Raw genomic sequence first — 12941 nt, 5'->3', positions numbered from 1 at the left:
CCCGCGCGGGGCTGTGACCAGTTGACCGCGCAACGAGGTGGGGCGGGGAGTGTGCGTACGGCCCCGGCGCGTGCACGTCGTTCACACGGGGCGCGCGAGTGTCAGTGCGCGCCCCCTTGCTCACCATCCGCGTGCGTGCCACTCCGGAAGGTGCGGACGCTCGGCGCCCAGCGTGGTGTCGTCGCCGTGGCCGGGATAGACCCAGGTCTCGTCCGGGAGAACGTCGACAGCCTCCTGCCCCATTACCCGAGCACCGCCGACGCGCTCAGCGCCCACCAGGGCGCCCCCGACGCCGCCTGAACCGCTCCTTCGCCAGCTCTCGCGTCGCTCCCCGGGCGGCAAAGCCCGGCATGCGCGGTGGTACAACGAACGGCCAGGCAGCCTCGGGTGCGGTTTCCGTTGCGGTCACGCGCGAGCCCGGCCGCCGTGGGCGGCGGCCGCTGTACGTCAACCGGTTCACGTACAGCCCGGAACTGGGCCGAGTTGCCGCCGATGAACCGGGCCGCCCCTCTGTTCCCTCTCTTGTGGCGCCCGACCGAATGTCAGTGGTGGCTGTTGTTAAGACTTGAGCAGGACGCCGACTCCTCTGCCTCAGCCGGTACTCGTGGACAGCAGGAGGCGGGCAATCCGGCTGGGATCGTCGGACATGGGTGAGTGACCGCAGCCGAGCAGTCGCACATGGCGGGCTGCGGGCAGGAGTTGGGCTGCGCGGTGGGCCTGGTGCCGGGGTGTCAGAAGGTCTCGGGTGCCCCAGGCGACCGTGACCGGGACGCTCGGGGTGAAGCCGGTGAGCCGGTAGGTGCGGGCTGCCCGGCGGGTTGCTTCGAAGCCGGGTGAGCGGACCAGGTTGCGCAGGGCGCCGTCGGCTGCCTCTGCCGTCATCTGCCAGGGACGTGCGGCGAGTTGCCAGAAGGCGAGTGTTCGACCCAGCGGGCTTCTGGTCAGCCGTGCCGTGCGGGGGCCGAGGGTCTGCACCATGGTGCGCGCGAAGCGGAGCGAGCCGAGGGCGTAGGCGGCCCCGGGGCCGGTCCACAAGCCGATGGGGGACAGGGCGACGGTGCTGGCGACGTGGCCGGCCCGGGCGAGTTCGAGTGCGACGGCTCCGCCGAGCGAGTTGCCCACGACGGGCGGGCGAGTGAGGCCGACCGTGGAGAACCACAGGGCGACCTCGTCGGCCAGTGCCTGGACGGTGGGCATTGTGCCCGGTAGCGGTGGGCTGTCGCCGAATCCCGGAAGGTCGACGGCCACGACCTCGCGTTCGTGGGCCAGCAGATCGATAACGGGCGGCCAGCCCTCCCGGTCCAACTGCCGGATCACAACCAGAGGCGACCCTGTGCCACGGCGGCTGCTGGCGAGCTGAATCTCCGGCATATTTCCATGATACGAGCATCTTGTAATTAAAGTGATGATTCGGGCGCTCATCGGGGAACGGGTTCGGACACCGCCCGAAGGAGCCTCCGGTCACCTCCGCCTGGCAACCGGCCACGTCGCCCCGGGCGCTGGCTCGGCTCCGTGCTGCGGCTCCTGACCATTCCGAGCACTCCTGGCCGACTGCCGCCGCTGACCGCAGTGCGCACACCCGGTCACCGGGGCAGATTGGAAAAAACGGCCAGCTCCGCTCGATCGCGGTGCCGGGAGGAGGCGGCAATGCTCCGGACGCGGCTGTGCGACGTGCTCGGTTTCGAGGTGCCCCTCATCGGCGCACCGTACGGGCCATTCGGCCAGGTCAGGGGGCGCAAGGTGTGGTGCGCTGGCTGGGCACACGAACCCAGAGAGCCTCGACGAGCGTCGCCTCGAGGTCACGGCGGCGCGTAAACCTACGGGCCGTGCCTCCGCGGCGTCGAAGTGGGCCGACCGCAGCAGATGCCTGTGCAGCGAGGCCGACCGTGCCCTTCTCAGCGGTGACGCGGGCGAGGCAGCAAGGCGAACGCGCTCTCCGCAATCGAAGTCAGGCGGTCAGGGCTGTGGCCGTACGCGCCTACGACATCGGTCCCGCGGATGATGGTCAGCAGAAGGTAGGCAAGGTCGTCGGGGTCCGCGTCGGGGTCGATGTCGCCGTTGCGTTGCGCCGCTCGCACGCACTCGGCCACCGCCGTCGCGACCACGGAGAAGCAGTCGTTGGCCAGGCGTTTCACCTCGGCGTCGGAGGCGCCGATCTCCAGGGCCATCTTGGCGGCGAAGCAGGCCGCCCCCGCCCGGTCGGACGCGGGGGGTACGTCGGCGGCGAGTGGCACCCCGTGGACGGCGCGGAGCAAGTACGCGTGCAGTCGTTCCAGGGCGCCCTCGTCCGGTCCGGCGAGCATCTTCCGCGGACCCTGCGCCAGCCGGGCGAAGTAGCCGGCCATCGCCTGCAGCAGCACGCCGTGCTTGCCGTCGAACGCGGCATAGAGGCTGCCGCGGCCCAGGCCGGTGGCGGCGCTGATGTCGTCGACGCTCGTGCCGTTGTAGCCCGAGGCGCGGAACTGCCGCTCGGCGGCATGGAGGACGTGGTCGCGGTCGAAGCTTCGTGGTCTCGCCATACACCGAAGGTAAAGCCGACCCGCCGTTATTGACAACCCAGTACAGAACCATCTAGGTTTCTGACTGTTCAGTACACAACCATCCTGACCTCACCGGACAGGGTGCGTGCACGCCGGGCGCGATGGGAGGCAACCCATGCCCCGCACTCCTCCGCGCCGCCCGGCATTGCGACGCCTTCCAGGCCGGCAAGGCCCGGTCTGATCCTCGCGCTCCTGGCGGCGGCGAGCTTCATCGCCGGACTGGATCTGTACATCACGAACGTCGGGCTGTCCTCGGCGCGGGGCACTTCCTGCACCTCGAACAGCCCAAGACGGTCGCCGACCACATCCTCGGCTTCCTGAACAGCTGACCCCCTCCAGCCACCCGGAACTCGAAGGGTTGACCGAACCATGACTGATAAGGAAAGGCAGGAGGCCATGGCTGTGGCAACTCCTCCGTACGCGAGCGACGCACTGGCCGAGGGGACCGTCGACGCGGTGGTGATCGGCGGGGGCGCCGCGGGGCTGAACGGTGCACTGATCCTCGCCCGCTCCCGCCGCTCGGTCGTCGTGATCGACAGCGGCTCCCCGCGCAACGCGCCCGCGGAGGCCATGCACGGCTTCATCGTCCTGGACGGCACCCCGCCGTCCGAGATCCTTCGACGGGGCCGGGAGCAGGTGCGCCAGTACGGTGGACGCGTCGTGTTCGGCGAGGTGGTCTCGGCCGAGTCCGCCGCCCCGTCGGCGGACGGGGACCTGCGGTTCACCGTCACTCTGGCCGACGGCCGAAGCATCACCGCCCGCCGCATCCTGGTGGCCACCGGCCTCACGGATGTGCTGCCACAGGTGCCCGGGCTCGCCGAGCACTGGGGACACAGTGTGGTGCACTGCCCGTACTGCCACGGCTGGGAGATGCGCGACGAGCCCCTCGGCATCCTCGCCACCGGCCCGGCCTCCATCGGCCACGCGTATCTGTTCCGCCAGCTGACCGAGGACCTGACCTACTTCACCCACGGCAGCGACCTGGACGAGGACAGCCGCGCCCGCTTCGCCGCCCGCGGCATCCGCATCATCGACACCCCGGTCACCGAGGTCGTCAACGACGAGGACGGTGCCCTCGCCGGGGTGCGCCTGGCCGACGGTCAGGTCGTGGCCCGCCGCGTCCTCGCGGTCACCCCGCAGATGCAGGCCCGCACTCAGGGCCTGGAAGGTCTGGGCCTGCCGGTGCGGGACCTGCCGGACAACATGGGCCGCGGTTTCGCCTCCGGCATGGCCGGCACCACCGAGGTGCCGGGTGTGTGGGTGGCCGGCAACGCCACCGATCCGGTCGCCCAGGTCGGCGCCTCCGCAGCGGCCGGCGCACTGGCCGGCGACTACATCAACAGGATGCTGGCCACTGCGGACACCGACGCGGCCCTCCGGGGAATCGCCGAGGCAAGCCCACACGGGGCCACAGGATGATCTCGAAGCCCTGAGATCTCAGCCCGCCGCCCGCTCCCCTCCCGGGCAATCAAATGATTCCGCTCGTCCGCCTCGCCCCTCTCAGGAGCTACTGATGCCCTTCCTTGCACATACCCCCGTGGAGAAGATGACCGAGCCGTACGCGCGGCGCTGGTGGGCGCTGCTCGTGTTGTGTCTGAGCCTGCTGATCACGGTGATGGCGAACACGTCGTTGATCGTCGCCGCCCCCGACATGACCACCGATCTGGGCCTGAGCAGCAGTGATCTGCAGTGGGTCGTCGACTCCTACACCGTTCCGTACGCGGCGCTGATGCTGGTGCTGGGCGCGATCGGCGACAAGTACAGCCGACGCGGCGCGCTGGTGCTGGGTCTGCTGATCTTCGCCGGCGGTTCGGTGATGGGGAGCATGGTCGACGAGACCTCGCTGGTCATCGTGGCCCGCGCGATCATGGGTGTCGGTGCCGCGGTCGTGATGCCGGCCACGCTGTCCCTGGTGGTCGCGACCTTCCCCCGGAGTGAGCGGACCAAGGCCATCACCGCCTGGGCCGCGACCTCCGGACTGGCGGTCGCCGTCGGCCCGCTGGTCTCCGGCTGGCTGCTCGAGGACCACGCCTGGGGCTCGACCTTCCTGATCAACGTGCCGATCGCCCTCCTCGGCGTGGTCGGCGCGCTCACCCTGGTGCCGCCGTCCAAGGCGCAGGGCATGGGCCGGATCGACTACGTCGGTGGTCTGCTGTCGATCGTCACCGTCGGCTCCCTGATATACGCCGCCATCGAGGGCCCGCACTCCGGCTGGGGCGTCGGCCCCGTCACCGCCGCCGTGGTCGCCGCTGTCGGTCTGGTCGCCTTCGTCGCCTGGGAGCTGCGGCACCCGCACCCGATGCTGGACGTCCGGAAGTTCGCGGTGCGGCCCTTCAGCGGCTCGATGCTCGCGGTGCTGTTCTTCTTCTTCGGCATGTTCGCCGTGATCTACTACGCGACGCAGTTCCTGCAGTTCGTCCTCGGCTACGGCGCCCTGGACACGGGTGTACGGCTGCTGCCGCTGGCCGGTGCGGTGTTCCTCGGGTCCGCGCTGACCGGGATGCTCACCCCGAAGCTGGGCGTGAAGCCGATGGTCGTGACCGGCCTGGCCATCGGCACGGCGGGCATGTTCCTGCTCACCCAGATCGACAAGGGCTCGACGTACGGGGACTTCGTGGCGCCGATGATGATGCTGGGCCTCGCGCTCGGACTGGCCATCTCCCCGGCGACCGACACGATCATGGGCTCCTTCCCCGAGTCCGAGCTGGGCGTCGGCGGCGGGGTCAACGACACCGCGCTGGAGCTGGGCGGAGCGCTGGGCATCGCGGTGCTGGGCTCGCTGCTGGGCACGGCCTACCGGGACGAGCTGACCGATCTGGTGGGCAACCGGCTCCCGGCGGAGGCGATGGAGACCGCCAAGGACTCGGTCGGCGCCGGCCTGGCCGTCGCGGAGCGGGTCGCACAGGATCCCGCTGCCGGGCCCCAGCAGGCCCAGGCCGCCGTGGACGCCGTCCACCAGGCCTTCGCTCACGGAGTCGCCCAGACCAGCCTCATCGGCGGGATCATCATGGCCGCCGGAACGGCGATCGTCCTCGCCGTCCTGCCGGGCCGGCGCGGCTTCGCGAAGCACAACGCCGAGCCGGGAGCCGGGACGACGGCGAACGAGGCGGCCACTGTGCGGGAGCACACCGGGGCCACCCGCTAGATCGCCGGCGGGGCGTCCACTGGATCGCCGGGGACGAGTCCGCCGGGTCGCCGGGCACCGACTCCGCCGGATCACCCGCCAGGCGAGTCAGGCAGGAGCCCCGGCGGCGCGAGACGCGCAGGGCGCGGGCGTCGTCCACGGTCCACAGCCACGCGGATCCTCTGCCGGAACACGTCACCGTCCTCGGCCTCCGGGCCGCCCCGGGGTCTCCTCCGGGGCGGCCCGGAGGCCAAGGCGTGAAGTGACAGCGGCGGTCGCAGGCCGCTTGAGCGCGGCCTCCAGCTGCGTGCGGGTGTTTCGCGCCCGTAGTACGGCTGGGAGCCGAAGGGATGGATTGCGGAGAAGGGGGAGGTTCCGCTGCCTGCCAGTTGAACCCGCCCGGCAGACCGCAGCCCATGCAACCGTCCCCCTGACCATGGCGGTCATCGCTGCCGGCATCGGTGCGGTGCTCTGGAGGCCACGATCCGTGGGGCATGACCCTCCCGAGCGCGGACGGACCTGGATGCGCGACCGCCCCTGCTTCGGTTCGAAACTGGAGCGGTCGGCGTTGGACGGTCACCAGCCTCGTGCGCGCCACTCCGCGAGGTGGGGGCGCTCCGTGCCGATGGTGGTGTCGTTGCCGTGGCCGGGGTAGATCCACGTCTCGTCGGGCAGGACGGCGAAGAGCTTGGTCTCCAGGCCGTCCATCAGGGAGTTGAACTCTTCCGGACGTGTTGTCCGACCAGGACCGCCCGGGAAGAGGCAGTCGCCCGTGAAGACGTGGGGGTGCCCGTGCGGGTCGTCGTAGACCAAGGCGATCGAACCCGGGGTGTGCCCGACGAGATGGCGCGCGGTCAGCACGACGCGTCCCACCCGGATGACGTCGCCGTCGTCGACCGGCACGTCCGTCGGCACGGGGATGCCCCCGGCGTCCTCGCGGCCGGCGTACGTGCGCGCGCCCGTGGCCGCGACCACGTCGGCGAGCGCCTGCCAGTGGTCGCCGTGCTGGTGGGTGGTGACGACGGACGCGATGCCGTCGTCACCGATCATGCCGAGCAGCGTCCGCGCCTCGTTCGCCGCGTCGATCAGCAGCTGCTCGTCCGTGGCCCGGCACCGCAGCAGATAGGCGTTGTTGCTCATCGGACCGACCGCGATCTTGGTGATCATCAGGTCCTTCAGCTCGTGCACGTCCGCCGGGCCGCCGACCCGCACCTCTCCGCTGTACGTCATGTCGGCAGCCTATAGCGGGGGAAGCGCCGGAAGAGTTCCGCCGGACACGGTCAGCGCGGCTCCGTCGCGGCGGCCGGCGAGCCAGCCCAGGAGGTCGGCCGGGGCGCCCGTGACGGCCGTCTCCGGGGCGTCGCCCGGCCGGCCGGTGCGCCACGCGCGCGTGCCGTCCGTCAGGCGCGTCGGCGGCACGTCGGGGTGGCCGGCGAAGCGGTCCGCGAGGAAGCCGGTCTCCCGCTCGGTGAACTCCTCCGGCAGGTCCTCCAGCTCGTACCCGATCCCGAGGTCCACGTGGTGCAGCTCGACCTCCACCCACCGTCGGAAGGGCAGCCGGGACGCGGAGTCGGTGACGCCGTTGCGCAGTTCCACCGTGCGCGACCAGTCGCCGGGCATGTCGGCCACCTCCTGGAAGCGGGCCGCGCTCTCCCGGAGGTCGGTGAGGTGCGCCTCCAGCGGGCGCGGGGCGTCCCGCTCGATGTCGGCGTCGCGGGCGGCGGCGTCGACGTACATGGGGCGGCCCGCCAGGACGTTCACCAGGGCGTCCGCGTTGCGGGAGAGGTGGGCGAGGACATGGCCCCGGTTCCAGCCGGGCAGACGTGACGAACTCGTCATGGACGCGTCGTCCAGCTTGGCGACCGCGGTCAGCAGCCGCTCCGTCGCGTCCTGTACACACAGCAGGTCATGAGCGTGATCCATCATGCTGCTGACCCTAGTCCCGCCACCCCTTCGGGTGAAGGAGGCGGAGAGCGCCCGTAAATCGAATGTGCGTGCTATATGGTCGGGGGCGACGTCGGGCATGCTGGAGAGCCGGGGATTGTTGTGAACCCATGCATCCCGACCGGCGTTGTCAGTGGCTCCCCCTAGTCTGAGAAAGACGGGGGCCCCGCCCCTGTCACTTCTCTCAAGAAAGGTGCGGACCGGCGTGGCCGACCGTCTCATCGTCCGTGGAGCGCGCGAGCACAACCTCAAGAACGTCTCGCTCGACCTCCCGCGCGACTCGCTCATCGTCTTCACGGGCCTGTCGGGGTCGGGCAAGTCCTCGCTGGCCTTCGACACGATCTTCGCCGAGGGCCAGCGGCGCTACGTGGAGTCGCTCTCCTCGTACGCCCGCCAGTTCCTCGGCCAGATGGACAAGCCCGACGTCGACTTCATCGAGGGCCTCTCCCCGGCCGTCTCGATCGACCAGAAGTCGACCTCGCGCAACCCCCGCTCCACGGTCGGCACCATCACCGAGGTGTACGACTACCTGCGGCTGCTCTTCGCGCGCATCGGCAAGCCGCACTGCCCCGAGTGCGGCCGCCCGATCACGCGCCAGTCGCCGCAGGCCATCGTCGACCGGGTCCTGGAGCTGCCGGAGGGCAGCCGCTTCCAGGTGCTCTCGCCGCTCGTGCGCGAGCGCAAGGGCGAGTTCGTCGACCTGTTCGCCGACCTGCAGACCAAGGGCTACTCCCGCGCGCGCGTGGACGGCGAGACCATCCAGCTGTCCAGCCCGCCCACGCTGAAGAAGCAGGAGAAGCACACCATCGAGGTGGTCGTCGACCGTCTCACCGTGAAGGGCAGCGCCAAGCGCCGGCTCACCGACTCCGTGGAGACCGCCCTCGGCCTGTCCGGCGGCATGGTCGTGCTCGACTTCGTCGACCTCCCCGAGGACGACCCCGAGCGCGAGCGCATGTACTCCGAGCACCTGTACTGCCCCTACGACGACCTGTCCTTCGAGGAGCTGGAGCCGCGCTCCTTCTCCTTCAACTCGCCCTTCGGCGCCTGCCCCGAGTGCAGCGGCATCGGCACGCGTATGGAGGTCGACGCCGAGCTGATCGTCCCCGACGAGGACAAGTCCCTCGACGAGGGCGCCATCCACCCCTGGTCGCACGGCCACACCAAGGACTACTTCGGCCGGCTGGTCGGCGCCCTCGCCGACGCGCTGGGATTCCGGACGGACATCCCCTTCGCCGGCCTGCCGCAGCGCGCCAAGAAGGCGCTCCTGCACGGCCACAAGACCCAGATCGAGGTCCGCTACCGCAACCGCTACGGCCGCGAGCGCGTGTACACGACGCCCTTCGAAGGCGCCGTCCCGTTCGTCAAGCGCCGCCACAGCGAGGCCGAGAGTGACGCCAGCCGGGAGCGCTTCGAGGGCTACATGCGCGAGGTGCCCTGCCCCACCTGTGAGGGCACCCGGCTGAAGCCGATCGTCCTCGCGGTCACGATCATGGGCAAGTCCATCGCCGAGGTCTCCGCGATGTCCATCAGCGACTGCGCGGACTTCCTGGGCGAACTCAAGCTCGACGCCCGCGACAAGAAGATCGCCGAGCGGGTCCTCAAGGAGGTCAATGAGCGGCTGAAGTTCCTCGTCGACGTCGGCCTCGACTACCTCTCCCTGAACCGCGCCGCCGGCACGCTCTCCGGCGGCGAGGCCCAGCGCATCCGGCTGGCCACCCAGATCGGCTCCGGCCTCGTCGGCGTCCTCTACGTCCTCGACGAGCCGTCCATCGGCCTGCACCAGCGAGACAACCACCGGCTGATCGAGACCCTCGTCCGGCTGCGGGACATGGGCAACACGCTCATCGTCGTCGAGCACGACGAGGACACCATCAAGGTCGCCGACTGGATCGTCGACATCGGCCCCGGCGCCGGCGAGCACGGCGGCGAGGTCGTGCACAGCGGCTCCCTGAAGGAACTGCTCGCCAACAGCGCGTCGCAGACCGGGCAGTACCTGTCCGGCAAGAAGGCGATCCCGCTGCCGGAGATCCGGCGCCCCCGGGACCCGTCCCGGCAGCTCACCGTGCACGGCGCCCGCGAGAACAACCTGCGGGACATCGACGTCTCCTTCCCGCTGGGCGTGTTCACCGCGGTCACCGGCGTGTCCGGCTCCGGGAAGTCGACCCTGGTCAACGACATCCTGTACACGCACCTCGCCCGCGAGCTGAACGGCGCGAGGAACGTGCCGGGGCGGCACACCCGCGTGGACGGCGACGACCTCGTCGACAAGGTCGTCCACGTCGACCAGTCGCCCATCGGCCGCACCCCCCGGTCCAACCCGGCCACCTACACAGGCGTCTTCGACCACGTCCGCAAGCTGTTCGCCGAGACCACCGAGGCGAAGGTCCGCGGCTACATGCCCGGCCGCTTCTCCTTCAACGTCAAGGGCGGCCGCTGCGAGAACTGCGCCGGCGACGGCACCATCAAGATCGAGATGAACTTCCTCCCGGACGTCTACGTCCCGTGCGAGGTCTGCCACGGGGCCCGCTACAACCGGGAGACCCTGGAGGTCCACTACAAGGGCAAGTCCATCGCCGACGTGCTGAACATGCCGATCGAGGAGGCCACGGAGTTCTTCGAGGCCGTCCCGGCGATCGCCCGCCACCTCAACACCCTCAAGGACGTGGGCCTCGGCTACGTCCGGCTCGGCCAGTCCGCGACCACCCTGTCCGGCGGTGAGGCCCAGCGCGTCAAGCTCGCCAGCGAGCTGCAGCGCCGCTCCACCGGCCGTACGGTCTACGTCCTGGACGAGCCGACCACCGGTCTGCACTTCGAGGACATCAGCAAGCTCCTCAAGGTCCTCTCCGGCCTGGTCGACAAGGGCAACACGGTCATCGTCATCGAGCACAACCTCGACGTGATCAAGACCGCCGACTGGGTCGTCGACATGGGACCCGAGGGCGGCGCGGGCGGCGGCGTGGTCGTCGCCGAGGGCACGCCCGAGCAGGTCGCCGGCGTCCCGGCCAGTCACACCGGCAAGTTCCTGCGCGAGATCCTCGCGCCGGAGAAGATCAGCGACGCCACGCCCTCCGCGAAGGCGCCGGCCAAGAAGACGACGGCCCGCAAGAAGGCGGCGGCCAAGCGGTAAGGAGCCCGCGCTCCGAGGCGGCCCGCGGGAACTCCCCGCGGGCCGCCGTCCGTGACCGGCGCACCGCCGCGCGCTCCGGGCGTCCGCCGGCTGACAACCCCTACAGGTCGCCCAGTTCGGACGCGTACGGCGGTTCGGCGCCCGGCCGGGAACAGGTGACCGCCGCAGCGCGGGCCGCGAACCGCAGCAGCCGGTCCCAGCCGTCGCGGCCCAGTGCCGCCACCGCGGCCGGGGACAGCGCGTCGCGCATCGCGAGCCCGTGCAGCAGGGCCGCGTTCACGGTGTCGCCGGCCCCGATCGTGTCCACGACCTCGACCTTCTCGCCCGGCACCGTGTACTCGGCGTACTCGCCGCCGTAGCCGGTATGGGCGGTGAGCCCGTCGCCGCCGTGCGTGACCACGACGGCCGCCGGACCGGCGGACAGCCACTCGCGCGGAGTGCCGCCCAGCCACCGGGCGTCGTCCTCCGACAGCTTGAGCAGGGTCACCGAGGGCAGCCAGCTCTTGAAGCGGGCCCGGTAGGCGTCGGCGTCCGGGATCAGACCGGCCCGGATGTTGGGGTCGAGCGCGGTGAACAGCCCCTGCGCCGCCGAGTCCCGCATCAGCTCCTCGTACGCGCTCGCGCCCGGCTCCAGGACGAGCGAGCAGGTGCCGAACGACACCGCGCGCGTCCCGGCCGGCAGCCCGGCCGGCGCGGCGAACAGGCGGTCGGCGGTGCCGTCGACGTAGAAGGAGTAGGCGGCCGAGCCGTCGCCGTCGAGGGTGGCGACGGCGAGCGACGTCGGTTCCGGGCCGCGCCGCACCGGCGAGACGTCCACGCCCGACTCGCGCAGCCGGCCGAGCAGCGCCTCGCCGAAGGCGTCCCGGGAGACGCGCGAGCAGAAGGCGGTCGGCGAGCCGAGCCGGCCGAGGGCCACGGCCGTGTTGAACGGGCCGCCGCCCGGCGCCGGTTGCAGCGCCGCGAGGGCGCCCGTGTCCTGCGGCACCAGATCGATCAGGGCCTCACCGGCGACGACGATCACAGGGTGGTTTCCTTCCACGAAGAGCTCGGTGGCATCAGCGGCTCAGCGGCCGGCGGGGCGCGGGCTCGCTCACTCCCAGTCCCAGCCGATGCCCAGCATGCCCGACCGTACCCGCGGCTCGACGAGGTGGACCGAGCGGTGCCGGTGACTGAACGGCAGCTCCTGACGGCCGCTGCGCGGGGCGGCGGGGGAGTGCCGGGAGAAGCGGTGACAGCGGACCGGCAGCGCGTCCTCGGCGAAACGGACCTGGAGGGCGTACTGGCCGCCCGGTGCGTCGAAACCGCGGACGTACTCGCGGCACGCCCCGGCGGTGCCGTCCCGCACGCCGTAGCGGAAGAGGAAGGTCTCGCCGGCCCGCAGCCGGGTGTCGAAGAGGAGCTCGGCCACCAGGACGCCGGTGTCGTGGTGGCGGCGGATCCGGCCGGTGCGGCAGTTCTCCAGGGCCTGCACCGCCATCCGCTCCGGCACGCAGCCAGGGTCCCCGTGGTGGACGGCGACGAAGCGGTCCACGCCGTCGCGGTGGGCCCGCACGATGTGCTGGGACTCGCGTCCGAGCAGCTCGCGGCGCCCGCCGATCCGGACCCGCTCATGGTGGCCGAGCGTGTGGAGCCCGTCGTCGAGAGGGCACTGAAGTTCGACGAACAGCTTCTCCAGGACGTCCGAGGCCGCCATGAGCGCCCGGTAGGAGCGTCCCGCGGGCTGCCCGGCGACCAGATCCGCGCCGGTCTCCGTGAGCAGCCGGATCAGCGACTCCTCCGGCAGCCGCAGGATCTCCTCCAGCGCGCGCACGGCCCGCAGGGACTCCGGGCGCTGCGGTCGGCGAGCGCCCTGCTGCCAGTAACTCAAACTGGTGACGCCGACCTTGACCCCGTGCCGCGACAGATGGTGCTGCACACGCTGCAGGGGCAGCCCCCGGGCCGCGATCGCGGCCCGCAGGGCGACGTGGAAGGGGCCGCCCCGCAGGGCCGCTTCCAGATCCGCCACGGCGTCCGCGGCGGTGGACTCGGCGTCGGCGTCCACGTGCTGAGGGGCATGCGGCATGCAGGGGCCTTTCTGTGAATGCGCACGACGGCTGGTCAGACCGTTCGCGTGGGTGGCCGGGCACCCCAGGAGGGCGCGGGACGCCTTCACATCCGTAGGGCGTGCTTCACCACCCGAGTTCCCCCGCATTGAAGCGTGTTGACC

Annotated in this window: 10 protein-coding genes and 1 pseudogene; 3 read left to right on the top strand and 8 right to left on the bottom strand. The window is 71.1% G+C overall.

Features of this window, described 5'->3' with window-relative positions:
* Positions 1-120: 120 nt before the first annotated feature.
* From ACIOC0_RS25825 to ACIOC0_RS25810, 4 genes and pseudogenes are all read right to left on the bottom strand, one after another.
* Positions 121-225: pseudogene (locus ACIOC0_RS25825) on the bottom strand (hydrolase); the annotation flags it as partial.
* A gap of 366 nt (positions 226-591) precedes the next feature.
* On the bottom strand, positions 592-1371 hold the full coding sequence (locus ACIOC0_RS25820) for an alpha/beta fold hydrolase (RefSeq protein ID WP_402157896.1): 780 nt from the start codon (positions 1369-1371) through the stop codon (positions 592-594).
* A gap of 524 nt (positions 1372-1895) precedes the next feature.
* Entirely contained in the window at positions 1896-2519 is a 624-nt protein-coding gene (locus ACIOC0_RS25815) for a TetR/AcrR family transcriptional regulator (protein WP_355824654.1), read from the bottom strand.
* 68 nt (positions 2520-2587) lie between these two features.
* Complete coding sequence (locus ACIOC0_RS25810) at positions 2588-2938, bottom strand: hypothetical protein (protein WP_402157894.1); 351 nt, start codon at positions 2936-2938, stop codon at positions 2588-2590.
* Here ACIOC0_RS25810 and ACIOC0_RS25805 point away from each other — a divergent pair.
* Both ACIOC0_RS25805 and ACIOC0_RS25800 read left to right on the top strand, forming a co-directional pair.
* Positions 2937-3959, top strand: a complete 1023-nt coding sequence (locus tag ACIOC0_RS25805) for an NAD(P)/FAD-dependent oxidoreductase (RefSeq protein WP_402157893.1) — start codon at positions 2937-2939, stop codon at positions 3957-3959. The two genes, ACIOC0_RS25810 and ACIOC0_RS25805, sit on opposite strands and share 2 nt — an antisense overlap.
* A 94-nt stretch (positions 3960-4053) precedes the next feature.
* On the top strand, positions 4054-5685 hold the full coding sequence (locus ACIOC0_RS25800; protein WP_402157892.1) for an MFS transporter: 1632 nt from the start codon (positions 4054-4056) through the stop codon (positions 5683-5685).
* A 555-nt stretch (positions 5686-6240) separates the two neighbouring features.
* Here the strand turns inward: ACIOC0_RS25800 and ACIOC0_RS25795 are convergent.
* Positions 6241-6894, bottom strand: a complete 654-nt coding sequence (locus ACIOC0_RS25795; RefSeq protein WP_402157890.1) for an MBL fold metallo-hydrolase — start codon at positions 6892-6894, stop codon at positions 6241-6243.
* Positions 6895-6903: 9 nt separating this feature from the next.
* Positions 6904-7590: a maleylpyruvate isomerase family mycothiol-dependent enzyme gene (locus ACIOC0_RS25790; RefSeq protein ID WP_402157889.1), complete on the bottom strand. Its 687-nt coding sequence runs from the start codon at positions 7588-7590 to the stop codon at positions 6904-6906.
* Positions 7591-7813: 223 nt separating this feature from the next.
* On the opposite strand from ACIOC0_RS25790, the gene uvrA reads away from it, so the two are divergent.
* Positions 7814-10735, top strand: coding sequence for an excinuclease ABC subunit UvrA (uvrA, locus tag ACIOC0_RS25785; RefSeq protein WP_402157888.1), 2922 nt, complete (start codon positions 7814-7816; stop codon positions 10733-10735).
* A 100-nt stretch (positions 10736-10835) separates the two neighbouring features.
* Here uvrA and ACIOC0_RS25780 read toward each other — a convergent pair whose 3' ends face one another.
* Together ACIOC0_RS25780 and ACIOC0_RS25775 are read right to left on the bottom strand one after the other, a co-directional pair.
* Complete coding sequence (locus ACIOC0_RS25780; protein ID WP_402157887.1) at positions 10836-11756, bottom strand: carbohydrate kinase; 921 nt, start codon at positions 11754-11756, stop codon at positions 10836-10838.
* Positions 11757-11825: 69 nt separating this feature from the next.
* Positions 11826-12797, bottom strand: coding sequence for a hypothetical protein (locus tag ACIOC0_RS25775; protein WP_402157886.1), 972 nt, complete (start codon positions 12795-12797; stop codon positions 11826-11828).
* Between the last annotated feature and the right edge of the window lie 144 nt (positions 12798-12941).

The organism is Streptomyces sp. NPDC088254 (assembly GCF_044740925.1).
Lineage (GTDB): Bacteria > Actinomycetota > Actinomycetes > Streptomycetales > Streptomycetaceae > Streptomyces.
This window is presented reverse-complemented; position numbering and strand designations above follow the sequence as displayed.

What these genes read in the sequence shown, in the direction of transcription:
- ACIOC0_RS25820 (WP_402157896.1), bottom strand. Translation starts at nt 1,371, where the DNA reads ATGCCGGAGATTCAGCTCGCCAGCAGCCGCCGTGGCACAGGGTCGCCT.
- ACIOC0_RS25815 (WP_355824654.1), bottom strand. Translation starts at nt 2,519, where the DNA reads ATGGCGAGACCACGAAGCTTCGACCGCGACCACGTCCTCCATGCCGCC.
- ACIOC0_RS25805 (WP_402157893.1), top strand. Translation starts at nt 2,937, where the DNA reads ATGGCTGTGGCAACTCCTCCGTACGCGAGCGACGCACTGGCCGAGGGG.
- ACIOC0_RS25810 (WP_402157894.1), bottom strand. Translation starts at nt 2,938, where the DNA reads ATGGCCTCCTGCCTTTCCTTATCAGTCATGGTTCGGTCAACCCTTCGA.
- ACIOC0_RS25800 (WP_402157892.1), top strand. Translation starts at nt 4,054, where the DNA reads ATGCCCTTCCTTGCACATACCCCCGTGGAGAAGATGACCGAGCCGTAC.
- ACIOC0_RS25795 (WP_402157890.1), bottom strand. Translation starts at nt 6,894, where the DNA reads ATGACGTACAGCGGAGAGGTGCGGGTCGGCGGCCCGGCGGACGTGCAC.
- ACIOC0_RS25790 (WP_402157889.1), bottom strand. Translation starts at nt 7,590, where the DNA reads ATGATGGATCACGCTCATGACCTGCTGTGTGTACAGGACGCGACGGAG.
- ACIOC0_RS25775 (WP_402157886.1), bottom strand. Translation starts at nt 12,797, where the DNA reads ATGCCGCATGCCCCTCAGCACGTGGACGCCGACGCCGAGTCCACCGCC.